General features: G+C 65.3%; 25 protein-coding genes and 1 pseudogene. 19 read left to right on the top strand and 7 right to left on the bottom strand.

The window, feature by feature from the left end:
* Nucleotides 1–8: 8 nt before the first annotated feature.
* From M3N53_07910 to M3N53_07900, 3 genes are read right to left on the bottom strand one after another with little or no spacing between them, the layout of a single operon-like run.
* Nucleotides 9–761 carry an LLM class F420-dependent oxidoreductase gene (locus M3N53_07910; protein ID MDP9068253.1) on the bottom strand — a complete coding sequence of 251 codons (753 nt, stop codon included), beginning with the start codon at nucleotides 759–761 and terminating at the stop codon, nucleotides 9–11.
* Nucleotides 758–3043 carry a UDP-galactopyranose mutase gene (glf, locus tag M3N53_07905; GenBank protein ID MDP9068252.1) on the bottom strand — a complete coding sequence of 762 codons (2286 nt, stop codon included), beginning with the start codon at nucleotides 3041–3043 and terminating at the stop codon, nucleotides 758–760. Before glf ends, M3N53_07910 begins: the two co-directional genes overlap by 4 nt.
* Entirely contained in the window at nucleotides 3040–4383 is a 1344-nt protein-coding gene (locus tag M3N53_07900) for a family 1 glycosylhydrolase (protein MDP9068251.1), read from the bottom strand. Before M3N53_07900 ends, glf begins: the two co-directional genes overlap by 4 nt.
* Nucleotides 4384–4582: 199 nt before the next feature.
* On the opposite strand from M3N53_07900, the gene M3N53_07895 reads away from it, so the two are divergent.
* Entirely contained in the window at nucleotides 4583–5569 is a 987-nt protein-coding gene (locus M3N53_07895; GenBank protein ID MDP9068250.1) for a VOC family protein, read from the top strand.
* Here M3N53_07895 and M3N53_07890 read toward each other — a convergent pair.
* The 3 genes from M3N53_07890 to M3N53_07880 form a co-directional block, all read right to left on the bottom strand.
* Nucleotides 5566–5979: a hypothetical protein gene (locus M3N53_07890; GenBank protein ID MDP9068249.1), complete on the bottom strand. Its 414-nt coding sequence runs from the start codon at nucleotides 5977–5979 to the stop codon at nucleotides 5566–5568. The two genes, M3N53_07895 and M3N53_07890, sit on opposite strands and share 4 nt — an antisense overlap.
* A gap of 128 nt (nucleotides 5980–6107) precedes the next feature.
* Complete coding sequence (locus M3N53_07885; protein MDP9068248.1) at nucleotides 6108–7361, bottom strand: acyl-CoA dehydrogenase family protein; 1254 nt, start codon at nucleotides 7359–7361, stop codon at nucleotides 6108–6110.
* A gap of 59 nt (nucleotides 7362–7420) precedes the next feature.
* Nucleotides 7421–8167 (bottom strand): MBL fold metallo-hydrolase, encoded by a 747-nt coding sequence (locus tag M3N53_07880; protein ID MDP9068247.1) that lies wholly within the window; start codon nucleotides 8165–8167, stop codon nucleotides 7421–7423.
* Between the two features lie 381 nt (nucleotides 8168–8548).
* Here M3N53_07880 and M3N53_07875 point away from each other — a divergent pair.
* The 10 genes and pseudogenes from M3N53_07875 (at nucleotide 8549) to solA (ending at nucleotide 18396) form a co-directional block, all read left to right on the top strand.
* A pseudogene (locus M3N53_07875) lies at nucleotides 8549–8665 on the top strand (calcium-binding protein).
* Nucleotides 8654–9157, top strand: a complete 504-nt coding sequence (locus M3N53_07870) for a hypothetical protein (GenBank protein ID MDP9068246.1) — start codon at nucleotides 8654–8656, stop codon at nucleotides 9155–9157. Before M3N53_07875 ends, M3N53_07870 begins: the two are co-directional and overlap by 12 nt.
* A 109-nt stretch (nucleotides 9158–9266) precedes the next feature.
* Entirely contained in the window at nucleotides 9267–10187 is a 921-nt protein-coding gene (locus M3N53_07865) for a GGDEF domain-containing protein (GenBank protein ID MDP9068245.1), read from the top strand.
* 223 nt (nucleotides 10188–10410) lie between these two features.
* Nucleotides 10411–10827 carry a PaaI family thioesterase gene (locus tag M3N53_07860; GenBank protein ID MDP9068244.1) on the top strand — a complete coding sequence of 139 codons (417 nt, stop codon included), beginning with the start codon at nucleotides 10411–10413 and terminating at the stop codon, nucleotides 10825–10827.
* Between the two features lie 7 nt (nucleotides 10828–10834).
* The gene (locus tag M3N53_07855) at nucleotides 10835–11689 is read left to right on the top strand and encodes a universal stress protein (GenBank protein MDP9068243.1); all 855 of its coding nucleotides are present in this window, start codon (nucleotides 10835–10837) and stop codon (nucleotides 11687–11689) included.
* On the top strand, nucleotides 11686–12465 hold the full coding sequence (locus tag M3N53_07850) for a PIG-L family deacetylase (protein MDP9068242.1): 780 nt from the start codon (nucleotides 11686–11688) through the stop codon (nucleotides 12463–12465). The genes M3N53_07855 and M3N53_07850 overlap by 4 nt, the downstream gene beginning before the upstream one ends.
* A gap of 108 nt (nucleotides 12466–12573) precedes the next feature.
* Nucleotides 12574–13572: a glycerophosphodiester phosphodiesterase gene (locus M3N53_07845; GenBank protein MDP9068241.1), complete on the top strand. Its 999-nt coding sequence runs from the start codon at nucleotides 12574–12576 to the stop codon at nucleotides 13570–13572.
* A gap of 153 nt (nucleotides 13573–13725) precedes the next feature.
* Nucleotides 13726–15102 carry a Fe-S cluster assembly protein SufB gene (gene sufB / locus M3N53_07840; protein ID MDP9068240.1) on the top strand — a complete coding sequence of 459 codons (1377 nt, stop codon included), beginning with the start codon at nucleotides 13726–13728 and terminating at the stop codon, nucleotides 15100–15102.
* Between the two features lie 150 nt (nucleotides 15103–15252).
* Nucleotides 15253–17319, top strand: coding sequence for a PAS domain S-box protein (locus M3N53_07835; GenBank protein MDP9068239.1), 2067 nt, complete (start codon nucleotides 15253–15255; stop codon nucleotides 17317–17319).
* Between the two features lie 27 nt (nucleotides 17320–17346).
* Nucleotides 17347–18396, top strand: a complete 1050-nt coding sequence (solA, locus tag M3N53_07830) for an N-methyl-L-tryptophan oxidase (GenBank protein ID MDP9068238.1) — start codon at nucleotides 17347–17349, stop codon at nucleotides 18394–18396.
* On the opposite strand, the gene M3N53_07825 is transcribed toward solA, so the two are convergent.
* On the bottom strand, nucleotides 18393–19316 hold the full coding sequence (locus M3N53_07825) for an EamA family transporter (protein MDP9068237.1): 924 nt from the start codon (nucleotides 19314–19316) through the stop codon (nucleotides 18393–18395). The genes solA and M3N53_07825 overlap by 4 nt on opposite strands.
* Before the next feature lie 107 nt (nucleotides 19317–19423).
* Between M3N53_07825 and sufD the strand changes: the two genes are divergently transcribed.
* From sufD to M3N53_07785, 8 genes are read left to right on the top strand one after another with little or no spacing between them, the layout of a single operon-like run.
* Complete coding sequence (gene sufD, locus M3N53_07820) at nucleotides 19424–20656, top strand: Fe-S cluster assembly protein SufD (GenBank protein MDP9068236.1); 1233 nt, start codon at nucleotides 19424–19426, stop codon at nucleotides 20654–20656.
* The gene (locus M3N53_07815; GenBank protein MDP9068235.1) at nucleotides 20656–20979 is read left to right on the top strand and encodes a non-heme iron oxygenase ferredoxin subunit; all 324 of its coding nucleotides are present in this window, start codon (nucleotides 20656–20658) and stop codon (nucleotides 20977–20979) included. The genes sufD and M3N53_07815 overlap by 1 nt, the downstream gene beginning before the upstream one ends.
* An 11-nt stretch (nucleotides 20980–20990) precedes the next feature.
* Nucleotides 20991–21785, top strand: coding sequence for a Fe-S cluster assembly ATPase SufC (gene sufC, locus M3N53_07810; GenBank protein ID MDP9068234.1), 795 nt, complete (start codon nucleotides 20991–20993; stop codon nucleotides 21783–21785).
* Nucleotides 21782–23005 (top strand): cysteine desulfurase, encoded by a 1224-nt coding sequence (locus tag M3N53_07805; protein ID MDP9068233.1) that lies wholly within the window; start codon nucleotides 21782–21784, stop codon nucleotides 23003–23005. The genes sufC and M3N53_07805 overlap by 4 nt, the downstream gene beginning before the upstream one ends.
* Complete coding sequence (locus M3N53_07800; protein MDP9068232.1) at nucleotides 22993–23439, top strand: SUF system NifU family Fe-S cluster assembly protein; 447 nt, start codon at nucleotides 22993–22995, stop codon at nucleotides 23437–23439. Before M3N53_07805 ends, M3N53_07800 begins: the two co-directional genes overlap by 13 nt.
* A 55-nt stretch (nucleotides 23440–23494) precedes the next feature.
* Nucleotides 23495–23980 (top strand): hypothetical protein, encoded by a 486-nt coding sequence (locus M3N53_07795; GenBank protein MDP9068231.1) that lies wholly within the window; start codon nucleotides 23495–23497, stop codon nucleotides 23978–23980.
* A 60-nt stretch (nucleotides 23981–24040) separates the two neighbouring features.
* Complete coding sequence (locus tag M3N53_07790; GenBank protein ID MDP9068230.1) at nucleotides 24041–24451, top strand: helix-turn-helix domain-containing protein; 411 nt, start codon at nucleotides 24041–24043, stop codon at nucleotides 24449–24451.
* On the top strand, nucleotides 24448–25290 hold the full coding sequence (locus M3N53_07785; GenBank protein ID MDP9068229.1) for a sulfurtransferase: 843 nt from the start codon (nucleotides 24448–24450) through the stop codon (nucleotides 25288–25290). The genes M3N53_07790 and M3N53_07785 overlap by 4 nt, the downstream gene beginning before the upstream one ends.
* Nucleotides 25291–25293 lie beyond the last annotated feature (3 nt).

The following is a 25293-nucleotide window of genomic DNA, read 5'->3' as shown; positions in this document are numbered from 1 at the left end:
GAGTTAGGTCAGGCGACCCGGTGCGACAACAGTGAAGTAAGGGGGTCGAGGTCGAATGGGTGCCCGATCTTCACGATGAGGTGCTGAGCCCCGGCGTCCTGGTACGGGGTGATGTTGTTCACCTCGTGTGGGTCGATCAGGACGGTGCGCTCGATCTCGTCGGGGGCGCGACCGATCTTCTCGCACCAGGAGTTCAACACCGCGTTCTTGTGCGCGTAGACCTCGGGGGGGCCGAACGAGTTCCACATGTCCGCGTGCTGTGCCACGAGTCGGAGGGTGACCTTCTCGCCGCCGCCCCCGATGAGCAGCGGCAGCGGGCCTCGGGGTGGCGGGTTCAGCCGCTCCAACCGCCGCTGGATCCGGTGGATCGATTCCTCTAGCGCGTGGAGGCGCTTGGTCGCGGTCGCGAAGGGATAGCCGTACTCGGTGTAGTCGCGCTCGAACCACCCCGCTCCGAGACCGAGGATCAAGCGGCCGCCGCCGAGGTGGTCGATGGTTCGCGCCATGTCGGCGAGAAGATCAGGATTCCTGTAGGTGTTACACGTCACGAGGATCCCGAACCGAGCACGCGACGTGTCCACCGCCATCGCTGCCAGCAGCGACCACCCCTCGAAGTGGGAACCGTCCCGGTCGCCCCACAGTGGGAAGAAGTGGTCCCACGTCCAGATCGTGTCCACCCCGAGCTCGTCCGCGCGCCGCCACGCCCGGCGCAGGTCGTCGACCGTCGTGTGCTGCGGGTGAAGCTGAACGCCGATCCTCACCGCGCCGTGCTGGCCTTGAGGACGCGCGGCTGACTGGAGCGACCGTGCCCGGGGCGCTTCGAAAGACGCCGGTGAAGAGCCAACGCCTGCGCCGTCACCTGGTCCATGTTGTAGTACTTGTAGGTCGCCAGGCGCCCCACGAAATGCACGTTGTCCGTGGCATCCGCCAAAGCCTTGTATCTCTTGTAGAGGTCGGCGTTCTCGGGGCGGGGGACCGGGTAGTAAGGGTCTCCGTCCGCCTGCGGGTATTCGTACACGAGCGTGCTGTGCGCGTGTTCCTGTCCCGTCAGGTACTTGAACTCGGTTACCCGCGTGTATGCCTGCTGGTTCGGGTAGTTGATGACGGGCGCCGGCTGCACCAGAGGCTTCGGGTGGGTCTCGAACTTGAAGTCCAGCGATCGGTAGGGGAGCTTGCCGTACCGGTAGCCGAAGTACTCGTCGACTGGGCCGGTGTAGATCATCTCTTCGAACGGGACGATGTCGACGATCTCTCGATAGTCGGTGTTGATCATGATCTTGATGTTGGGGTGGTCCAGCATCTTCTCGAACATCCGCGTGTACCCGTGAAGCGGCATCGCCTGGTACTTGTCGGTGAAGTAGCGGTCATCGCGATTGGTTCGCGTCGGCACTCGCGCTGTAACCGAAGCGTCGAGCTCGCTAGGGTCGAGGTCCCACTGCTTGCGAGTGTAGTTGCGGAAGAACTTCTCGTATAGATCCCGCCCCACCTTGCTGACCACGACATCCTCCGAGGTTTCGCAGTGGGCGACGGGCTCGGCCATGGACTCGAAGAACTTCTCCACCTCTAGGGAGCTGAGGCTCAATCCGTAGATCTCGTTGATCGTGTCGAGGTTGATCGGGATCGGGACCAGTCGTCCGTCGACGCTGGCCAGAACCCGGTGCTCGTACTGGCGCCATTCGGTGAACATCGAGAGGTAGTCGAAGACCTCCCGCGAGTTCGTGTGGAAGATGTGGGGGCCGTACTTGTGAACGAGGACGCCGCTCTCGTCGTAGTGGTCGTATGCGTTCCCGCCGATGTGTGGCCGCTTGTCGACGATCAGGACGCGCCTGCCGTCCTGCGTCGCCAACCGCTCGGCGAGCACGCTTCCCGCGTACCCGGCTCCCACGATCAGGAAGTCGAACGCGCGTTGCCGGCGCATAGCGCTTGTGGGGGGCGTCTCCCCTAGCTTCGCCGCCAGCGCCTCGTCCATCAGCTCCGACATGCGTTGAGCGATGGCGTCCCAGCGGTGACGATCGAGCAGTGGTCGCAGCTTCTGGTCGCGCTCCTGCAGCGAGTGCCGGTAGACGTCGCGACAGGCTGCCGCGAACCCGGCTGCGTCATCCTGGAGATCGACGACGCTGCCGTACTCCGAGAGGACGTCAGGCACGGGCGTCGACACGACGGGCAGACCCGCGGCGAGGTACTCGAGCGTCTTCGTCGGGCTGATCGAGCGCGTCGCCTCGTTCAGCGCGAACGGCATCAACGCGACGTCGAAGCCGCCCATCACCTCGGGCAGTGAGTCGTACGGTTTCTGTCCGGGGTACGTGATGTTGCGCTGAGACGGCAACGTCGCGGGGTCGATCTTGATGACGGGCCCGACGATCTGGAGGTTCCAGTCCGGCAGGAGGTCCGCCAGCTGAGACAGGAGATCGAGGTCGAGGCGCTCGTCAACGACTCCCACATAGCCGGCGACTGGACGCTCCCGGGGCTCCCGGTGGCCGCGGGCCGCGGCGTAGTGCTCCGGGTCGACGCCGCTGGAGAACATGTAGGCGCGGGCAGGATTCTGCCGCTGCACCTTGTTGAACAGCGAGCGGCCTCCGGCGAACACGACGTCGGCGGCCGCCACCGCCTGGTGCTGGCGCAGCTGTAGCGCCTCCGCCGCGCCGGCGAACGAAGACAGATCGTCCATCACGTCGTAGACCAAGAGCTTTGGTTCGAACACCTCCGCCATCCCGAGTGCCATGGGCGTGTACAGCCACACCGTCGGATCCTCGACGTCTTTCAGGAGCTCCTGCAGCAGCGGCAGGTACCGGGCCGCCTCGGCCGTTCCGAAGGTGATCCCGAAGGGAGCCTCGACGCGCGGGATCTCCAGCCACACCCGCGTGACGACGCCATGGTCTTCACTTCCAAGCCGGGGCTCCTCCACGTCCGCGACCACGGGTTCCTCGATGAACCAGGTCCTGCGATAGCCGCGGGCGAGCCTTGATATGAGGTGTTGTGGCCGCTGCCAGACAAACGTCCAACGCAGATGAGAGAAGACGATCAAGTCGTTGGTTCGATTCAAGGAAGGCCTCCAAGGTCGGCTTCGGTGTCGGGGTTAGGCATCACATCTGAACGAGGAGCGGGCTCCCACTCCCAGTGCTCCATCTGGGGGAGCAGGTAGCTCAGCCACTCGTCCACCGGTGGCTGGAACCGGTAGGCCGGAAGCTCCGCCGCGCTTGCACCGCCCGCCGCGAGCGTGAAGCAGTCCGACATCACCGAAGCGCGCCGGTCGAGGTTCTCGTCCAACCAGAAGACACCGACCGGGTCCACGTGCCCCTCGGCATTCGCGAGGAGGGAGTCCCAGTCGCAGGAGTCGATGAACGGGAACCAGCAGTAGCCGCGTACATCGGCACCGGCTTCTTGTGCAAGCTCACATTGCTCCAGGGTGTACCTGAGCCAGCTGACGCGGTCGCTCGGGAGCCCGCGGATGTTTGTCTCGGTCAGGATCATGGGAAGCCGGTAACGGTCCCAGTACTCCACGATCAGTGAGGCCAGGCCCCGCGGTGTCGGCGAAGGCGTGATCCCCTTCGTGTGGTCGATGAAGGACCACTCCATGTGGGCGTAGTAGTCGAGGCCCAGTACGTCGATCGTTGCCGGCGCTAGCTCGAACAGCTCTTCGCCGCCCGCCTCCTGGACGCGCCGGAAGAAGGGCCTCGCCGGGTCCACGTCGTGGCCGGTCAGGACGTCAAGGATGAAGAACCGCCGGTCGTTCGCGACCTCGGCGAACTCCGTCCCCGTCGGCTGTGCTGCACTATGACCTTCGCAGGCGTCGTTGTACACGTGGCGGGCACCCGGCAGGAGGTCGCGGTACATGTGCATCGCCTGCGACAGCGGGGGAAGCGCGTTCGTAAGGAACGAGACGAAGGACGACATACCGCTCCCGTATGGCGGCCACACCGCTTCGTGGCCGGACAGCAACAGCGTCGAGAACGGTTCGTTGAACAGCGTGTACTCGTCGATCCAGGGGTAGCGATGGGCGAATGCCTCGCAATACGCCAGATAGGCATCCCCGAATCGAGGATCGACAAATCCGCCGTCGAGCCAGGCGGGGAAGCTGCAGTGATGCACGAGGTCCACGATCGGCCGGAACCCCTGGTCCCGGAGGTGTCCCAGGACCTCGTCGGTCTCGCTCCAGTCGAAGCTGCCGTCCTCCCGATGGAGTCGGTGCCACCGGATCGGGTATCGCAGCCGGTCGATGCCGCAGCGGCGGACCAGCTCTAGGTCCTCGCGCCAGCGGCGCGAGTGCTCCGTGAGCTCTAGAACATCGACGTCGTGCTGCGAGAGGTAGGTGCTCTCGAAACCCGCGATGAACTCGAGTGCCACTGCAGTCCCTTCACTGATGGAATAGGAAGGGAGAGACATCGCCAGGTCCTTGCCACTGCCGACCCCGACCCCCCGAAGCTGGGGCTCAACCGGCGCCAGGTTACACGGCCGAGTGCGATTCGAGCATTTTGTCCCCTAGACGACTGCACAGAGCCTCTGCCGGCGGCGGATGGGCCGGAATCAGAGATGTGGTGGACGCGTTGGCGCGAGCGACGCTCGAGACAGAGGAGAGGGTTCGATGAAGCTCGAAGGTATCCACCACGTCACCGCGATCACCGGAGACGCGCCGGGAAACGTCGACTTCTACGCAGGCGTGCTGGGTCTTCGTCTGGTGAAGAAGACGGTCAACCAGGATGACCCGACCGTGTACCACCTCTTCTATGCGGACGAGCTTGGAAGCGCCGGCTCGGACATCACGTTCTTCGAGTATCCCGGTGTTCCGAGGGGCCGAGCAGGCGAAGGGATGGTCCACCGGGTCGTTTTCCGTATCCCGTCTACGGACGCGCTCGACTTCTGGCAACGGCGGCTCGACGCGGCGCGCGTTGAGGCAGTGCGCACCGGCGACACGCTGTTGTTCTCCGATCGCGAGGGGCTGGATCTGGAGCTGGTCGTGGACGAGTCGGGCGACGAGCCCCTGAAGGCGAACCATCCCGACGTTCCGCTCGAGGTCGCGATCCAGGGCTTCGACGGTGTCCGTGCCTACAGCAGCAGCCCGCGGGCCAGCGCGGCTCTGTTCGAGGAGGCGCTGGTGTTCGAGCCGACGGGAGACGCGCTGTGGCTAGCGCGCGGAGAACAGAGAGGCGGGTGGTACCGCTTCGACGCACCGCCGAGTCAGCGCGCGTTGAACGGCGCCGGAACCGTGCATCACGTGGCCTGGGCTTCGACGATGGACGAGCACGAGTCGTGGCGCGATCGCGTCCTCGCCGCGGGCGCGTCCCCGACGCCCGTCATCGATCGCTTCTACTTCAGATCGATCTACTTCCGGGAGCCGTCGGGAGTGCTGTTCGAGATCGCGACTCTCGGTCCCGGCTTCACCACGGACGAGGATTTGGAATCGCTCGGGGAACGACTGTCGCTGCCGCCAAACTACGAGCACCTCCGCGACAAGCTGAAGGACGTGCTGACGCCACTGCCCGATCCTCGAGGTTCCACTGGAACAACGACCGGCTCGGGCCAGAAGGACACGCCGCCGTCCGCTGAAGAAGGATCCGGCTTACCGGCTTAACTCGGACGGATGGTGGCAGACCGAGATCTGGTGCAGATGATCGTGGGGTTCACGACCCCGGGTGGCGTTATCTCCTTGCGCTTGGCAACGGTGTAGAAGCGGCCGCGAGGGTTGCGGAAACCGCCTATGTGGTAGCGCCCTCTCCGGTTCGTGACGTCACGGCTGAGAGCTTGATCCGGACGGTCCCTCCTGGCCTTCTTGAGGAGGACGACGCGCCTGCGCACGCAACGCTGTTCGCTCGAGGACACCCTCCCCCGGAAAGCCTCCCGCTCCGATGAATACCTGACGGTCACGACGCTCTCGACCCTTACGAGCTGCTGGCTCACCGCCGAACCTCCCAGCATCATGCTGAACAGCGTGATCCCTGCGGCCAGACGCACTGTTCTTCCGACACCCGTCTCTTCAGTCACCGCTCCACCCCTTCGACCGAAAGTCGTGATCCCCTCCAGGCGCCCCTACCCTAGACCGTACCGAGGTCTACGCCGCAAAAACGGGTGTTTGGGATGTGTCACCTTCTTTGCCGAGGAAGTCCTTGGCCTCAACCCGGAGGTACGCCCCGCTCCGTAGGGGCCGACTGCTGCGCTTTGGGCTGCGCCCAGCGCCGCAGCTCTTCGCGCGCGATCACCATCTTGTGGACCTCGTCGGCGCCGTCGACGATGTGAAGGGTGCGCGCGTGCGCGTACATCAGCGCGAGTGGGAAGTCGTCCGAGACCCCCGCGCCTCCGTGAACCTGGATCGCGCGGTCTATCACCCAGGTAGCTAGCTCCGCGGCCGCCACCTTGATCGCGGATATCTCCGTCCTCGCCTTCTCTTTGCCGACCGTGTCCATCATCCAAGCGGCTTTCAGCGTGAGCAACCGCGCCTGCTCGATCCTGATACGAGCTTCGGCGATCCAATCTCTGATGACACCCTGCTTCGAGAGCGGGATGCCGAACGCGGTCCGCGCCTGTGCGCGTCGGCACATCAACTCGAGCGCACGCTCCGCCATGCCGATCGCCCGCATGCAGTGGTGGATGCGGCCCGGCCCCAAGCGCGCTTGGCCTATGAGGAAGCCGCCACCTTCCTGGCCCAGCAGGTTGGCGCGCGGCACCCGCACGTCCTCGAACGCGATCTCGCAGTGTCCGTGACCGACGTCGTAGCCGAAGACGGGCAAGGTCCGGAGCACGTTCACGCCCGGCGCGTCCATCGGCACGAGCACGAGGCTGTGCTGCAGGTACTTCTCTCCGTCGGGGTTGCTGCGCCCTAGGAACAGACACACCTTGCAGCGAGGGTCGGCCGCGCCGCTGGTCCACCACTTGCGCCCGTTGATCACGTAGTCGTCTCCGTCCACGGCGATCGTGCTCTCCAGGTTCGTAGGGTCCGAGCTAGCGACCTGTGGCTCGGTCATCCCGAAGCAAGAGCGGATCTCGCCGGCCAGCAGCGGGTCGAGCCACCGCTCCTTCTGAGCGTCGGTCCCGAACTCGAGGAGGATCTCCATGTTCCCGGTGTCGGGCGCACCGCAGTTCGTCGCCTCCGGCGCCAGGGGGCTGCGGCCCATGATCTCGGCGAGCGGCGCGTAGTCGAGGTTGCCGAGTCCCGCGCCGTGCACCTCGTCCGGCAGGAACAGGTTCCAGAGGCCTTGCGCCTGGGCCTCGCGCTTTAGGTCTTCCATGACAGGCGGCTGGACATGGGGATCTTCCTGAGACATCACCTGTTCCGCGTACACGCGCTCGCTCGGATAGATGTGCTCTTCCATGTAGGCGCGGAGCTTCACCTGTAGCTCTTGCGACCTCCGGCTGTGCTCGAAGTCCACGTCAACCTCCCGGGTAGATGTGGGCGGAATTCGGTGCCTTCTGCAGGTTAGTTGCGGCCCTAGGAGGGCGCTGCCTCGTGCGCGAGGCGGACGGCTTCCGCCGCCCCTCCCGCCCATGGCTCCCCGTGGCCCGTAAGCACGAGCGTTGCGCCCGTCTCCGCGATCGCGTCCAACGTTTCGAGGTTGCGCTCACGATCCGCGGTGGCGGCTCCGGACACGATCTGTGGTCCGTCACTCGCACCGGTATACGGGTCGAGCATTACGAGCGCATCGCCAGTGATGACGGTGTCGCGGTCGGGGAAGTGGAAGGCGCAGTGCCCGAGCGTGTGGCCCGGCGTGTAGACGATCTGCGGCGTCCCCGGCACCGGCAAGGTTCCTTGATCGTCGGTGAACCGCGTCACCTCCGCGATGGGACTCGGCCAGAACGCTCGTGCCTTCAATAAAGCCGCCTGGATCGGGAAGCTGCGCGGGTTCAAGAGGTACGGCAGCCTGCCGGTTGCGTGCGAGTACTGCGCGGGGTGCTGCGTGAGCGGCACGTCGTTCGTGTGCACCCACACCGGAACCCCTAGTTCCTTACGCGCGCGTTCGGCGAACCCGATGTGATCGAAGTGAGCGTGCGTCAGGATCACGGCGTCGACGTCGTCATGGCTTCGGCCAAGCGTGGTGAGCGCCTCGCCGAGCGAGCTCCAGGACGAGCGAACGCCGCAATCGATGATCGTGAGCCTTCCTCCGTCTTCGACGAGGTACCAGTTCGTGTACGCGTCTTCGATCCTGTGGATCCCCTTCGCAACGTCGCGGGTAAGCAGTGTGGTCCTCCTATCTGGTCGCGGAACCGCAGGCCTGTCCGCCTGCTGCCGCCGGTTTGGGGCTGTGTAGGTCCAGTAGCGCTGCCATTATCCAGCCCCCGCTTCTCCAGTCCCTGGTAGAGACGCGCGGCGGTTCAGGCGATCGCCTGAACCGAGCGCTCCTGGCAGTGGCCGGCGCCACAGCCGGCGAGCTTCCCCGCTCCTAGCGTCGAGCGCGTCATTGGCGTTCGACGAAGGAGCGAGACGATGCGTTGGTTGGCCGGCATCTTTCTGTGCGCGTTGCTTCCGGCAACGGCGGGGGCGGTGGCCTCTGAAGGTTGCACCACCGGTACCTCCCACGACGACGAGATCGTGTGCTCGATCCGTGATGACACACACCCCGGCGATGCGGGCAACGACATGGTCGTCGGACGCCAGGGCAACGACCGGCTGAGCGGGGGCACCGGCAACGACCGCCTCTTCGGCGGCAATGGCGCGGACGCGCTGGTGGGTGACGGGGGCAACGACATCATCGACGGCGAGGGGGCGGCTGACTCGCTGTTCGGCGACGGTGGCTTCGACGACCTTCGGGGCGCCGGCGGCTCCGATTCCCTGCTGGGCGGAGCCGACGACGACTCTCTGGACGGCGGCACCAACGACGACGAGGTGCGGGGGCAGGGCGGAGCCGATGGGCTGTTCGGTGGAGACGGGAATGACCGTCTGAACGGGGGGTACGGCCGCGACATGCTGGACGGGCAGTGGGGCCACGACGCGCTCGGGGGCCGCGGCGGGGCGGACGAGCTCTATGGCGGCTCCGGGAACGACGAGTTCCTGCCCGGACCCGGGATCGACTTCGTGTCCGGTGGCGCCGGCGACGACCTGATCTACTCGGCGGCCGGCGGTCGCGACCGAATCCGGTGCGGCCCCGGCAACGACACGATCGAGGCGGATCGGAGCGACCGGGTAGCTGCGAGCTGCGAGACGGTCCACCGCCGCCGCGAACCCTCCTGAATCTCCACACGCCGATCCCTAGGAAGGTGTTGTAAAGCTCGGGCCGGGTGATGCCGATAGCCCTGTAGCTGACTAGTCACATCGAGCTAGTCCAAGTCAGGAGACCAGCATGTATGCGCCCGTGACCCCGCTTGCGGAAGCTGCTGCAGGTCGTCGCATCCTGACCTCGTTCGTCACCGAGCAGGTACGGGTGCTCCTCGAGGAGCGCTCCACCAGGCTAGGCGTGGTCGGTGCTCTTCTGGTCCTGGCCTCGCTGTTCAGCCTGATCCCGACGCCGATGGGGGTAGATCCCGGTTGGATGTTCATCGTCCCGGTCGCGATTGCGTCGATCGCCGCGGGGCTGCGCCAGGGCGTCGTTACTGCCGTTGTGGCGTCGGGGCTCGTGGCTCTCTACGCGGGTGCTTCGACAGGCGGGTTCGACCCGAGCGTCATCGCGGGTGTGGTGCTCGCACGCTTCGCTCTGTACGGGCTCACCGCCGCCTTTCTCGGCGCGTTCGCGGAGGCTCATTATTCGGTCCAGTCCGGGCTTCGCCAACTCGCGTCCACGGACCCACTGACGAAGGTTTCGAACGTCACTCGCTTCTACGAAGAGATCGGGAGGCTGGAGACGCACTTCAGCCACTTTGCGATCCTCCTGATCGATCTCGACGATCTGAAGGCGTTGAACGACAAGTACGGCCATCAGTCGGGATCGCTCGCGATCCAAACGGTGGCAAACTGTCTTCGAAGGGTTGTCCGCGGGACCGACTGCGTCGCCCGCTTCGGTGGCGACGAATTCGTCGTGGTCTTGAAGGACGCCGACCGCGCCGGCGCTCAGATCATGACCAACCGACTCCGTGAGGTGCTTCAAGAGCAGGGTCTCCCTGCCGCCCCGGAGCACCGCTTGAGCGTAAGCATCGGCGTCGCGATCGCGGGGGAGGACGGCTCGACAACCGAAGAGCTGCTGGCGGCCGCGGACGAGGCGATGTACATGGACAAGAGGACGCGCAAGGCCGGGGCTCGCGATCGTGCCGGCGTCGGCGTCGCATGACGCGGCCCGCCGTGCAAGAGCGCGACCCATCTGCGGCGCCGGTCGACGCTTGTTTCTGCGATAGCTGCAGGCGGCTCCTCTACCTCATCCGGGAGCCAGAGATGTTCTGCCCCGTGTGCTCGTGGCCGGTGGCCCCGGCGAGCAGCGAGGTCGCTCGTAGCCGCGACGAGGAGCCGCCGAAGTCACAGGGTTGAGGCGGAGGTCTCCCTGTAGCATCCCGTCGATGAGCGATGTAGCCGCGCTGGCGACGGAGAACACCCTGCTGGAGACCCTGGGTATCCGCGCCCTAGAGGCATCTCCGGATCGCGTCGTGATGGAGCTCGATGTCACGGCGCGCGTCCATCAGCCCATGGGTCTCCTGCACGGTGGGGCCACCGCTGCGTTGGCGGAGACGGCAGCATCGATCGGCGCCTACATCAGCAGTGACCCCCAACGGGAGTACGCGGTGGGGACGGATCTGAACATCAGTCACCTGCGGGCCCGGCGGGGTGGCACGATCCGCGCCACTGCGACCCCGATCCGCAAGGGCCGAACCATCCACGTCTGGAACGTCGACATCGCAGACGAACGAGGGGTTCCGGTCGCGGTCGCTCGGTGCACCCTCGCGATCCGGCCGCATAGTGAGCCGCAGGAGAGCTAGGAGAACGATGTACAAGCGCGTGCTGGTGGGAACCGACCTGTCGCCGACGGCGCACGTTGCTACCGACCGGGCCGCGGCACTCGCGTCTCGCCTCGGATCAGACCTCGTGCTGGTTCACGCAGGCGCGGGCGCCGATAGCTTGGACGCCCTCGCGGATCGCTACGGCGCCAAGGCCGTCGCCGCTCCAGGCCCTCCCGCCGAGGTCCTGATGGCGCAGGCGGAGGCTCAGGACGCCGACCTCATCGTCGTGGGAAGCGTGGGGATGTCGGGGGCTCGCCGCTTCTTGTTGGGGAGCGTTCCGAACAAGGTGTCTCACCACGCGCCGACCGACGTTCTGATCGTGAAGACCGAGCCACCTCGACACATCGCGGACTACCGGAAGGTCCTCGTCGGCACCGACGGGTCACCTACGGCTATGCGAGCTGTCGACATGGCGGCGGATCTCGCGACACGTATAGGTGCTGTGGCAACCGTTGTGTGCGTGTTCGAGCCTCCGACCGAGCAGGAGCTTCAACAACTCAGAGCCGACCCGGCCGACCCGGTGGCGCAGTGGAACGTCGGGAGAGACGTGCAGTCCGTGCCCGAGGAGTTCCGGTGGCGGGTGGCCGGAGCGGCTCAGGCCGAAGACATCCTGGAGCGGTCGCTGGAGCACGCGAGCGCGGCGGGGTCCCCCGCCGAGGCGCGAGCCGTGGAAGGTAACCCTGCCGAAGAGCTGATACGGCTCGCGCAGCAGGAGGCGTTCGACATGATCGCCGTGGGGAGCGTCGGCATGAGCGGGGCCAAGCGCTTCATGCTGGGGAACGTGCCTCACCGGATCTCTCATCACGCACCGACGGACGTGCTGATCCTGCGTACCGCGTGAGCTGGCGTGCTCTAGTCGTCACGGCTCATCCCGATGACATGGAGTTCGGCTCGGCCGGGACGCTGGCGAAGTGGGCCGATGCCGGAGCCGAGATAACGCTGTGCATCACTACAGACGGTTCTACGGGAACGCAGGATCCCGGGCTGATGGGCGGACGATTGCACCAGGTCCGGGTCGAGGAATCGCAGCGTGCCGCCGACATCCTCGGGATCAAGGAGGTCGTGTGGTTGGGTTACCGCGACGGCTACGTCGAGTACACGCTGGATCTTCGCAAGGACATCGCCCGCGTCTTCAGGAGGTACCGGCCGCACCGGTTCATGGTCATGGATCCGACACCCACGATCGATGGCTTCATCAATCACCCCGATCATCGGGCCATCGGTCAGGCCTCGTTGGATGTGTCGATGACAGCAGGCACGACCCCCGGTCACTTCCCCGAGCTCCTCGACGAGGGGCTCGAGCCATGGCGGGCTCTCCGCGAGCTGTGGATCGCCGGCCCCGGCCTCAAGCCGCGGCTGGTCGATATCACCGCCACGATCGACCGCAAGATCGCAGCGCTCATGTGTCACCACAGCCAGGTCGGAGACGACGCAGAGCGGATCGCGGCGTTCGTGCGGAAGTTCTCCGCCGCGGCCGGCGCCACGGGAGGATTCGAATACGCGGAGTCCTTCGAGGTGCTCGACGAGGGGCCGGGCTTCCACAGCGGCGAGCAGGACGACGTAGACCTCGGGGACCTAGCCAAGGCGCCGACGGACCCGCGTTCCGCAAAGACCTAGCGCCGACTTCCTCCACCTTCATCCAAGGTTCACCTACGAGCGCAGAGGGGGTCGGCGGTGAACGCCGAACCTCTACTGCTTAGACCGCATCTACCGGAGGTGTCTCAGTTGCGTCTCGGCAAAGTGTTCCTGCTACCTCTGGTCGCCCTGTTGCTCGGCTCTCCGGCCGGCGCGGCAGTCTCTCCCGGCGTCGATGCAGACAACGAATGGCTCGACCGCAAGGTGCTGAACATCGCGCACCAGGGCGGCGAGATAGAGGCTCCCTCCAACACCTTGTTCGCCTTCAAGACCGCCAAGGAAAAGGGAGCCGACGTCCTCGAGCTGGACGTTCACGCGAGCGCCGACGGTGAGCTCGTCGTGATTCACGATGCCACGGTCGACCGGACGACGGACGGCTCCGGGCAGGTGGACGAGATGACCGTTCGCGAGCTCAAGCGCCTGGATGCCGCCTACTGGTTCGTGCCCGGCTGCGGCACCTGTCCCGACGAGCCTGCGGACTCCTACGCCTACCGCGGGCTCGCCACAGGGGAGCGGCCCATGCCGGACGAACTGGTCGGTTTCGAGCCCAATGACTTCCGCATCCCCACCCTGCGCGAGGTCTTGAAGGAGTTCCCTCGCGACCTGATCAACATCGAGATCAAGGCGAGTGCGCCGCAGACCAGGCCGTACGAGGACAAGCTCGCCGCTCTCCTTCGGGAGTTCGACCGCTCCGACGACACGATCGTCGTCTCGTTCCTGGACCACGCCGTCGAAGCTTTCGCCCTCCACGCTCCCGAGGTTGATACCGCCACTGGAACGGGCGAGGCAGGGGCTTTCTGGGCCAGCAGCCGGGGCCCACTGCCGGGAAGCCCCAGTCATCACCAGGCCCTCCAGGTCCCGATCGAATTCGGCGGGGTCCCGGTGGTGAGCGAGGATTTCGTCGCCGACGCTCATGCCAACGGGCTCGCCGTCCACGTGTGGACGATCAACACCCGGCGCGAGATGGAGTGGCTGATCGACATCGGCGTTGACGGGATCATGACCGACCGGCCGACCCTCCTCGAAGAGGTGATCGGGGAGGCCCGCGCAAAGTACAAGCCCTCCCGCGGCAAACCTGCCAAGCCCTGAGAAAGCCGTCTGAGCTGGATAAACGGGATTAGGTTGCCCTAACCTGGCGTTGTAAGCTGAGGAAACCTCGAGCACCGCGACAGGAAGGGTTCACACGTGGCAACCGACGCCGACGACCTGAAGATCCAGCAAGAGAACGAGCAGGTCCGTGCCCTGAAGGGCGACTACAAGTACGGCTGGCACGACGCGACCAGCTACGACGAGGCTCCCAGCAAGGGCGTGTCGCACGAGGTCCTCGACATGATGAGCGATCGCAAGGGCGAGCCCGACTGGATGCGGAAGTTCCGCCACAAGAGCCTGGACGTCTTCTACCGGAAGCCGATGCCCACCTGGGGCGCGGACCTCTCGGGCATCGACTTCGACGACATCTACTACTACATCAAGCCGATGAACCAGGTGACCTCCTGGGACGACATGCCGGAGGACATCAAGGCGACCTGGGACAAGCTCGGGATCCCGGAGGCCGAGAAGAACTACCTCGGCGGCGTGACCGCGCAATACGAGTCGGAGGTCGTGTACCACAAGACCCAGGAGGAGCTCGAGCGGCAGGGGATCATCTTCACGGACATGGACTCGGCGCTGCGCGAGCATCCGGATCTGGTCAAGCAGTACTTCGGCACCATCATCCCGCCCGCCGACAACAAGTTCGCCGCCCTCAACTCCGCCGTGTGGTCTGGGGGCTCGTTCATCTACGTCCCGCCGGGCGTCGAGGTTGAGATCCCTCTCCAGGCGTACTTCCGCATCAATCAGGAGAACATGGGTCAGTTCGAGCGGACGCTGATCATCGTCGACGAGAACGCGAAGGTTCACTACGTCGAGGGTTGCTCGGCTCCGATCTACTCCAGCGACTCGCTTCATTCCGCCGTCGTCGAGATCATCGTGAAGGACCACGGCCGGTGCCGCTACACGACGATCCAGAACTGGTCGAACAACGTCTACAACCTGGTCACCAAGCGCGCCGCCGCCCACAAGGGCGCCATCATGGAGTGGGTCGACGGAAACCTCGGGTCGAAGGTGACGATGAAGTACCCGGCCGTGTGGTTGCTCGGCGAGCATGCGAAGGGCGAGGTGCTGTCGATCGCCTACGCGGGTGAGGGCCAGCACCAGGACGCCGGGGGCAAGATCATCCACGCTGCTCCCAACACGCAAAGCTCGATCACGTCGAAGTCGATCAGCAAGGACGGGGGCCGTGGTGGCTACCGGGGGCTCATCCGGATCGAGGACGGCGCCGCGCACGCGAAGAGCCACGTCATCTGTGATGCCTTGATCCTCGACGACTACTCGCGCTCCGACACCTACCCCTACATCGAGATCGAAGAGGAGTCCGCCGCGGTCAGTCACGAGGCGAGCGTCTCCAAGGTTTCGGACGAGCAGCTCTTCTATCTCATGAGCCGGGGCCTGGACGAGACGCAGGCGATGCAGATGATCGTGCGGGGGTTCATCGAGCCGATCACGAAGGAGCTGCCGATGGAGTATGCGGTTGAGCTCCAGCGTCTGGTGGAGCTGCAGATGGAAGGCTCCGTCGGCTAGCTCCCCCTTTCGCCACACCAGGCAGGTTCTGTAACAGCTATGTGACGCGAGCAGGTAGCTTGCACCTCCGCGCCGAATACCCACGCCGGTGGACCCACCGATAGAGGGCGGCGGCCGGAGGGTGGAGATGACGCTTTCGCTGGTAGGCGGATGAGCCGCATCGAGCGCGACCGCGTGCGCTGGCCTGAGGGCGAGGATCTTGCCGCGCAGCTGGCGAAGGCCGAGGAGAGTCTCGCTCACCTCTCAAGACTTCAGGAGTCCATCCTGGAATGCGCCGGCGAGGGCATCTACGGGACGGATACCGACGGCAGGATCACCTTCATAAACCCAGCCGGGGCGGCGCTCCTGGGGTGGCAACCGGAGGAGTTGGTGGGACGTCCCGCCCACGAGACGGTGCACCACTCGCGCCCGGATGGATCTGTGTACCGGGCCGACGAATGCAGCATCCACGAATCCTTCGTGTTGAACCGCGTCCATCACTCGGAGGAGGAGTTCTTCTGGAGGAAGGACGGGACCAGTTTCCCGATCTCGTTGACCTGCACGCCCATTGTCGACGACGGCGAAGTGGTGGGCGGCGTTCTCGTGTTCAGAGACATCACCGAGCGAAAGGAAGCTCAGGATCGGATCGCGAAGAGCGAGAGGGAGCTCAGGGAGGCTCAGCAGGTGGCCCGTGTCGGCAGCTGGACCTGGTCGCTTTCGACCGGAGAGCTGACTTGGTCCGACGAGCTCTTCCGGATCTTCGGCATGGATCCTCGCCACGATGTTCCCACCTACGAGGTGTGGCTGGAACGGATACATCCAGCCGATCGGGCTTCCGTGGATGCCGCCGTCGGTCGGGCGTTGGCGGCCCGAAAGGACCTGCAGTTCGACAATCGGATCGTTCTGCGGTCGGGAGAAGAGCGGACCCTCCAGTGTCACGCGAGATTCGTGACCGACGAGAGTGGCGGCACGTGTGTTGTTGGCACCGCGTTTGATATCACCGAAAGAGTCGATCGTGAGCGGCGTATCGCGGAGAGCGAGGACCGCTACCGCGGCATCTTCGAGAACGCGGTAGAGGGGATCTACCAGTCTTCCTTTGATGGGCGGCTGCTGGCGATCAACCCGGCGGGTGCGCACATCCTCGGGTACGACTCTCCCGAGGCCGCTCAGCGCGCGATCAGAGACCTTCGGAGCATCTACGTCGACCCGCGGCGGCGAGAGGAGCTCATCTCCATCCTTCGGGAGCGCGGAGCCGTCACCGGATACGAGGCACAGGTGCGTCGCGCTGACGGGCAGCTCATCTGGGTGCAGTTGAACGTTCGTGTCGTAAACGACGCCGATCGCGCAAACGCGTTCATGGAAGGGATGGTCCTGGACATCACGGCTCGCAAGCTGGCCGAGCTGGCGGTCGGGGACCAGGAGCGGGTGCAGGAGGCCCTGGAGCGGTTGGAGCTGCAGGTCGCGCACATGCAGAAGGTGGAGACGCTGGGGCAGCTGGTAGGCGGGATCGTTCACGACTTCAACAACCTTCTCGGGGTCATCCAGAACTACGCCGGGTTCGTCCGCGCGGAGCTACCGGAGGACGCACCGATCGTGCACGACATCGATCAAGTCCTCGAGGCGTCGGAACGGGCGGCAGCGCTCACGCGACAGTTGGTCACGTTCGCCCGCCGGGACGCGGCCGAGCCACGCGTGATCGATCTGAACGAGGTCGTGTTGGACATGGAGAAGTTGCTGCGGCGGACGATCCCGCAGCAGGTACGCGTCACGACCGAGCTTTCGGCGCGGTTGTCGCCTATCAAGGTCGACATCGGTCAGCTCGAGCAGGTGATCATGAACCTGGTCCTCAACGCGCGCGACGCGATGCCGGACGGCGGTGATCTCACGCTGACAACCTGCAACGTGGTTGTGGACGAGCGCCTGAGCGGCTTGCTCGGCCTCGCGGAAGGACGGTTCGTCCGTTTGAGCGTGCGAGACACGGGATGCGGGATACCTCCTGCGACCGGCGATCGCATCTTCGAGCCGTTCTTCACCTCCAAGGAGAAGGGAAGCGGGACCGGCTTCGGGCTGGCGACGGTGGCGGCGCACGTGAAGAGGGCGGGTGGGCACATCACCTTTGACTCTCATCAGGACCGCGGCACTACATTCGATGTCTACTTCCCCGCCGCCGACGTGCAGGTTGACCTCACCGGCGTGGAAGTGATCGTTCCCAACGAGGGCAGGAGTCACTTGACCTAAAGCAGCACATGGCATGAGGTAGCTGCCATGACTTTCGTCCGCGAAGCAGACGTTGTGATCGTCGGCGCGGGCGTGATGGGGGCCGCGACGGCGTGGGCGCTCGCTCCTTCGGGCCGCGACGTGGTGGTTCTGGAGCAGTTCACACCCGCGCATAGACGCGGCTCGAGTCACGGGCGGACGCGGATCTTCCGGCTGTCCTACCCGGACGCTCGCTGGGTGCGGATGGCGCAACGAGCTCTGAAGCTGTGGCGCGAGCTGGAGGCCGAGGTGGGAGAAAGGCTCCTGGCGCAGTCGGGCGGCCTCGACATCGGTGATGGTGTCGCGGCTAACGCAGCCGCATTGGAAGAGTGCGGTGCGGACTACGAGCTAGAGGAGGGTCGCGCGTTCGGCCGCCGCTTTCCCGGGATAGCTCTGGCGCCCGGGGAGGCCGTGCTCTTCCAGCCGGATGCGGGCGTGGTGGCGGCGGAGTTGTCGGTGGCGGCATTCCTCGGGAGCGCGCAGCGTCGCGGGGCCGAGGTGGCTTACTCGCAGCGCGTTGTCGCGCTTCACGCACACGCTGAAGGTGTCGAGGTTCGAACCGATCACAGTCTGTACCGCGCCCGGGTAGCGGTCGTCACTGCCGGCGGCTGGGCGCGGAACCTGTTGCGCACCGCGGGTATCGAGCTGCCGGTGCGAGTCACGCGCGAGACGGTGGCGTACTTCGCCCTCGATGGCGTCCCGCCGCCACCGGTCGTGGAATGGGACGCTCCCGCGACCTACTGCCTCCCCAGTCCGGACCAGGGCGTCAAGGCCGCTCAACACATCGCCGGCCCCGAGGTGGACCCCGACAGCGAGCCGGTGCCGAACCCGAGGTCGGTAGAGGTGGTGTGCGAGTGGGTGAGGCGAAGGCTTCCCCATGTCGATCCGACGCCGCACCACATCGAGACCTGTCTCTACACCAACACCGTGGACGAACGCTTCATCATCGAGCGCCACGGGCCGATCGTGGTCGCGTCCCCGTGCAGCGGCCATGGGTTCAAGTTCGCCCCCTACACGGGGCACCGGATCGGCAACCTCGCGCAGGGGCTGGAGACCTAGGCGACGCGCGCTGGTTCGTTGGGGGCGGCTTCCAGCTGCAGCCACACGACAGCTCCCAGGATCAGCGCTCCCCCCGCGATCTGCACGAGCGACAACATCTGTCCCAGCCACACCCACGCCACGATGCCGGCGAACAGCGGCTCGAGCGTGGCCGCGATCACTGCCCGCTCGGAACGGATGCGGCCGATCGCCCACACGTAGAGGAGGAACGGCATAAGCGTTCCGGCGATCCCGACGAAAGCGACACTGGGGAGATTTGCAGGGTCGAACAGCGTGCTCGGTAAGCCCTGCGGGAGCTGATACAGGAACCAGAAGACCGAAGCGGCCACGAACGCGCGGAACACCGCGCCGATCGGTCCGAACACCGCCGCCGCTTCCTCGCTCTGGAGTGTGTAGGCGGCGAAGAAGACCGCGCTCGCAAGACCGGCGCCGAGCCCGATCAGGTCCACCGCACCGAAGTCACCGCCGGTGACCTCTGAGACGAGGACGACGCCGACGAAGGCGACCACGACCGCGGTCGCGACGCGGGCCGAGGGGCGTCGCCGTCGAGCCAGCGCGTTCCAGGCCACTACCAGGCCGGGACCGAGGTACTGCAGGACGATCGCGACCGCGACCGCCAGCCTCGCGATCGCCGTGTAATAGGCGGCGTTGACGAGGGCGATCGAGAGGCCAAGAGCGATGACGATCCTGCCGGCGTCCGGTCTTCGGCGCCGTCGCGAACGCCAGGTGACGGGCAGCAAGGCGAGCCCCAGCGCGCTTAGAACGGCTCGGGCCTCGACGAGGTGGATCGGCGGGACTCCGGCGTCGAAGAGGTCCCGGGCAACCACCGCCGCGATCGCCCACAACAGCGCTGCGAGCGCGATCGCCGCCACGGGGAGCGGGGTCGCGGAATGAGATGTCTCTCCACCGCGTTCACCCACTTGAGCAGGGTAAACGCGCCGCTCCGCTGCGCCGCCAGCCGCTGGTTAGGCGGCCCTAACTGATAAGGTTGTGAAATCGTTCACAAACGCTGGAGACCTTCTTTCCGATGCCTCAGAACCTCACACGAGAAGCCGTAGCGGCCCTCGCCGACGCCACCGGCGAGCCCGGCTGGCTCGCGGAGCGGCGGATCCAAGCCTTCGACATCTTCGAGAAGCTGGATGACCCGGATCCGAAGGGCGAGGAGTGGCGGTACGTCGACGTCCGCGGCTTCGACTTCTCCCGTTTCCAGGCTCCCGAGACCTCGCTGACCGCTCCCGCGCTGCCGGATCAGCTGCGGGCCAAGGGGGTGGTCTTCACCGACTTCGCCACCGCGGCCCGCGAGCATCCGGACCTGTTGAGGGAGCACTTCTTCACCGAGGTCCCGGTAGACGAGCACCGATTCACGGCTCTGCATGGCGCGTTCCACTCGGATGGCGTCCTGATCTACGTGCCGCGTCAGGTCGAGGTGGAGATCCCTCTCGAGGCGATCCGGCGTGTGGCCGCCGGCGGTTCCGTATTCCCGCACACGACGATCGTGGTCGAGGAGCAGGGGGCTCTGACGTTCGTGGACCGTTTCTCGTCCGCCGAGTTCGCGGATCCTGCGTTGTGTGCCAGTGTGGTCGAGGTCGAGGCGCGCCGAGGCGCGGTCGTCAACTACATCTCGCTGCAGGAGTGGGGGCGCTCCGTACACCACTTCCAGACGCAGCGCTTCACCGGCCACCGTGATGTAACCGTGCGCAGCCTCGCGGTGAACCTGGGCTCCACCTTCGCGCGCACGCAGGTGGAGTCGGTCCTGAAGGGTGAGGGCTCTTTCTCAGAGATGCTCGGGCTTTACTTCGCCGACACCGATCAGCACTTCGCGCAACGGACGCTGCAATCGCACAACGCGGCTCACGCCACGTCCGACCTGCTCTACAAAGGCGCGCTCAAGGAGCGGTCGCGCTCCGAGTACTCGGGGCTCATCAAGGTGCTGCAAGGGGCGCAGGGCACGGACGCGTACCAGGCGAACCGGAACCTGATCCTCTCTGAGGAGGCGCTGGCTCGGTCGATCCCTCAGCTCGAGATCGAGGCCAACGAGGTCCGCTGCACGCACGGCGCGACGGTGTCGCCGGTGGAGGAGGAGCACCTCTTCTATCTGATGAGCCGGGGCATCGACCGCATCACGGCGCAGAAGTTGGTAGTCTTCGGCTTCTTCCGCGACGTCCTCGACCGGATCCGGGTCGAGCAGGTGCGTGACGAGCTGTCGGCCGCGATCTCGGCGAAGGTCGAGGGCGCGCAGCACCTCGAGGTGGCCGTCTGATGGCGTTCGCAGCGGTGGCGACGCTAGGGGAGATTCCGGACGGAGGCGTCAAGCAGGTGTCGGTCCACGGCGACGTGGTCGGCTTGTATCGCGTCGGCCTCGACGTCTACGCGATCAACGACTACTGCAGCCACGAGGAGACCTTCCTCAGCGAGGGAGAGTTCGACCGCGAGGAGCTGGAGGTCGAGTGCCCACTCCACGGCTCGCGCTTCAACGTCGTCGACGGAAGCGTCCGCATCCTGCCCGCGACGAAGCCCGTCGCTAGTTACCCAGTGAAGGTAGAGGGCGACGTGGTTCTCGTCGGTCCTCGGGCCGAGAAATAAGGAGTAAGCCGATGAGCGACAAGCTGCTTCACATAGAGGACCTGCACGTGGAGGTCGAGGGCCGCGAGATCCTGAAGGGCCTGAACCTCTCGCTCGACAAGGGCGAGATCCACGCCATCATGGGTCCGAACGGGTCGGGCAAGTCGACGCTCGCCTACGTACTTACCGGAAGGCCGGGGTACGAGGTGACGGCAGGAAAGGTCCTCTACAACGGCGAGGACATCTTGGACCTCCAGCCCAACGAGCGCGCGCAGCGCGGGATCTTCCTAGCGTTCCAGTATCCGACGGAGGTCCCGGGCGTATCGGTCGTGAATTTCCTGCGGACCGCGTACAACGCCATCCACCCCGACGCGCAGAAGAGCGCCATGGCCTTCCGGATGTACCTGCAGGAGAAGGTCGACCTGCTCGAGATCCCGACCGAGCTGGTGGACCGGTACGTGAACCAGGGGTTCTCAGGTGGCGAGAAGAAGCGCAACGAGATCTTGCAGATGGCGGTCCTGCAGCCGGAGCTAGCCATCCTGGACGAGACCGACTCGGGGCTCGACATCGACGCTCTGAAGCACGTCTCGAGCGGCGTCAACAAGCTTGCCGGCCCGGACGTGGGCATATTGATGATCACGCACTACCAGCGGCTGCTTAACTACATCCGTCCCTCGACCGTCCACGTCTTGATGGGCGGGCGGGTCGTGCGGTCGGGTGGCTTCGAGCTTGCCGAGCAGTTGGAGGCCGAGGGTTACGCGGGGCTTGCCAAGGACGCAGGGTTGAGCGACGAAGAGGTCGCCGAGGTGGAGGGGCAGAAGGTTTGAGCTTCGACGCGTCGGTCGTCCGCAAGGACTTTCCGATCTTCGAGACCGAGACGCGCGGCAAGCGCCTCGTGTACCTGGATTCGGCCAACACGTCACAGAAGCCTCGCCAAGTGTTGGACCGCATCCAGCTCTTCTACGAGACCGAGAACGCGAACGTCCACCGCGCTGTTTACGAGTTGAGCGAGAAGGCGACGGCTGGCTACGAGGGCGCGCGCGATGCCTGCGCTCGCTTCATCGGTGCCGGCAGCTCCCGGTCCATCGTGTTCACCCGCGGGACGACCGAGTCGATCAACCTGATCCGTTTCACATGGGCGCGCCAGACCGTCCATGAGGGTGACGAGATCCTGATCACCGAGATGGAGCACCATTCGAACCTGATCCCGTGGCAGCTGCTCGTCCAGGAGACGGGCGCGATCCTTCGCCACCTGCCGATCGACGACGAGGGGCGCCTCAGAACGGACCTGCTCGAGGAGTACGTCACCGAGAAGACGAAGCTCGTGTCGTTGAGCCTGATGTCCAACGTGCTGGGCACGATCAATCCCGTGCGGACGGTGGCAGATGCCGCCCATGCGGTGGGCGCCAGAGTGCTCGTCGACGCGGCCCAGGCCGCTCCGCATCTCCGCTTCGACGTCAACGAGCTCGATGCGGATTTCCTCGCCTACTCGTCGCACAAGATGTGTGGCCCCACAGGCGCGGGGGTGCTCTACGGGCGCGAGGAGCTGCTGGAAGAGATGCCTCCTTTCCACGGAGGCGGCGAGATGATCCGCGAGGTGTGGGCGGATCGGGCGACCTGGAACGAGATCCCCTACAAGTTCGAGGCCGGGACGCCGAACCTCGCCCAAGCGGTCGGCATGGGGGCCGCGGTTGATTACCTCGAGGGGCTCGGGATGGAGGCCGTCCGCGAGCACGAGCTGGAGCTGACCGCGTACGCGCTCGATCGTCTCGACTCCGTCGGTGCCACGATCTATGGCCCACGTCGGTCCGACGACCGCGGCGGCGTCGTCTCCTTCAACATCGACGGGGTCCATCCGCACGACATGTCGACCATCGTCGATCAAGAGGGCGTCTGCATCCGCGCCGGGCATCACTGCGCTCAGCCGCTTATGAGGCGATTGGGTGTTCCCGCTACGGCGCGAGCGAGCTTCTACGTCTACAACACCGTGGAAGACGTGGATGCTTTGATAGATGCCGTGGAGAAATCGAAAGGATGGTTCGCGTGAGCCTGGAGGAGCTCTATAAGGAAGTCATCCTCGATCACTACCGGGACCCGCGCAACAAAGGCCGGCTCGACCCTCACGACGTCTTGCTCGAGCGCAACAACCCCCTGTGCGGCGACGAGATCGAGTTGTTCCTGAAGTTCGAGGACGGAGAGCTCGATGGCATCTCCTTCGATGGCAAGGGCTGCTCCATCTCCCTGGCCAGTACTTCGATGATGACCGAGAAGGTCAAGGGACTGAGTGTCGAGCAGGCGCGCCAGGTGACCGAGTCGATCAAGCGCATGATGGCGGGCGAGGAAGATGGAGATCCGGATGCCTTGGGCGATCTAGTGTCGCTGAAGGGCGTCGTGAAGTACCCGGTGCGGATCAAGTGCGCGCTTCTCGGGTGGAACACGCTGCTCGAGGGTCTCGCGGAGAACAACGAGGCATCTGCCTAGGAACGTTCGTTTCTGCTGACGCGTCGAATAAGAAACCACGAGGAGGTTCGACGTGATGAGGGTGGGGTTGCTTCTTGTGATCGGGACGCTCGGAGTCTCGGGCTGCGGCGTCTCCGGCGAGACCGGGGGCGGATACCAGCCTCCAGCGGGAGGAGGAGCGGCCCCGACGACCGCGGGCCCGGACGAGCCCGTGTCCGTCTCTCCCGCCCCGGGGAGCAGCGTCCACGACCTCGCCGACGGGCGTGAGCGCGTGACCCCCCGACCCGGCATGGCGAATCTCCGAAAGGTCCCGTGGGAGTCGTTCCTGCCCAAAGGTGCAACCGGGCTCGACCTCAAGTACTGGAGCGGGGTGGAGCCCTGCAACGTGCTGGATCACGTCGAGGTCGAAGAGGACCAGAAGCGGGTGGTGGTCACGCTGTTCGAGGGGAGCGACCCCCAGGCGAAAGACGTCGCCTGCATCGAGCTCGCGGTGCTCAAAGTTGTGCGGGTGGAGCTCGACCGGCCGCTGGGGGGGCGCAAGATCTTCGACGGTGCAAAGTGAGAGGCGAGACTTAGTCCTATTCTTACTTGCTTAAGGTGACGAATGTGGTATCACAGGTAGATGCCCGAGCTGGGAGACGACGCCGCAACTAGGACCGCCAAGGTCCTTTCTCTTCCCACCCGCGCCGCGATCCTGTCCCTGCTGCTGCGCAGCGGGGCGAAGACGGTCAAGGAGATCGCAGAGGCGTTCGCGATCCATCCCAACGTGGCGCGGGCACACCTCGACCTCATGGTGGAGGCGGGCTTCCTTGCCACCGAGACCCGCCGCCGCAGCAAGGGCCGCCCCGCCAAGGTCTATTTCACCTGGGAGGGCGAGGCCGGCTCGCTGCCCGAGGTCGATCCGGTCCAGAAGAAGCACCGCAACGAGCTCGAGGTCGAGATCCGGATGCTCGAACGGATGCTGACCGACGCCATGTCACAGCTTGGAAGGGTCCGGGAACTGATGGGTGAGTCGAAGGAGGAAACAACGTGACCGAGTACGCGAACAAGGACGCGCTGGTCGAGACAGACTGGCTCGAGCAGAACCTGGAGAACGACTCCGTCGTCGTCGTGGAGGTGGACGAGGACATCCAGGCCTACGAGAAGGGCCACATCCCGAACGCGATCGCGATCAACTGGGAGAACGAGTTGCACGATCTTCCTCGCCGGGAGTTCATCAGTTCCGAGCAGCTCGCGAGACTCCTGGGCGAGAAAGGCATCTCGAATGACGACACGATCGTTCTTTACAGCGGCAACAACAACTGGTTCGCCGCTTACGCGTACTGGCTGTTCAAGTACCGCGGTGTAGACAACGTCAAGCTCTTGAACGGCGGACGCAAGAAGTGGGAGCTCGAGAGCCGCCTCCTCAGCCAGGACGAACCCAACCGGCCCGCGACGACGTACGAGATCGGCGCGGAGCAACCAGAGCTGCGGATCTTCCGTGAAGAGGTCATCTCTCGCGCCACCTCGGGTGGCGAGGCCTGGGTCGACGTCCGTTCGCCAGAGGAGTTCCGCGGCGAGTTGCTGGCACCTCCGCACCTCCCGCAGGAGCAGGCACAGGTTCCGGGCCACATCCCAGGCTCCGCAAACATCACCTGGTCCAAGACGGTCAACGATGACGGCACTTTCAAGTCTCCCGAGGAGCTGAGGGCTCTGTACGAGGCGGAGGGGATCACCGCGGACAAGGATGTCGTCACGTACTGCCGCATCGGCGAGCGCTCCTCGCACTCGTGGTTCGTGCTGCGCGAGCTTCTCGGCTTCGAGAACGTCCGCAACTACGACGGCTCGTGGACCGAGTACGGGAGCCTCGTCGGCGTACCTATCGAGAAGTAACAA

It is taken from the genome of Actinomycetota bacterium (assembly GCA_030776625.1).
Lineage (GTDB): Bacteria > Actinomycetota > CADDZG01 > CADDZG01 > WHSQ01 > MB1-2.
This window is presented reverse-complemented; position numbering and strand designations above follow the sequence as displayed.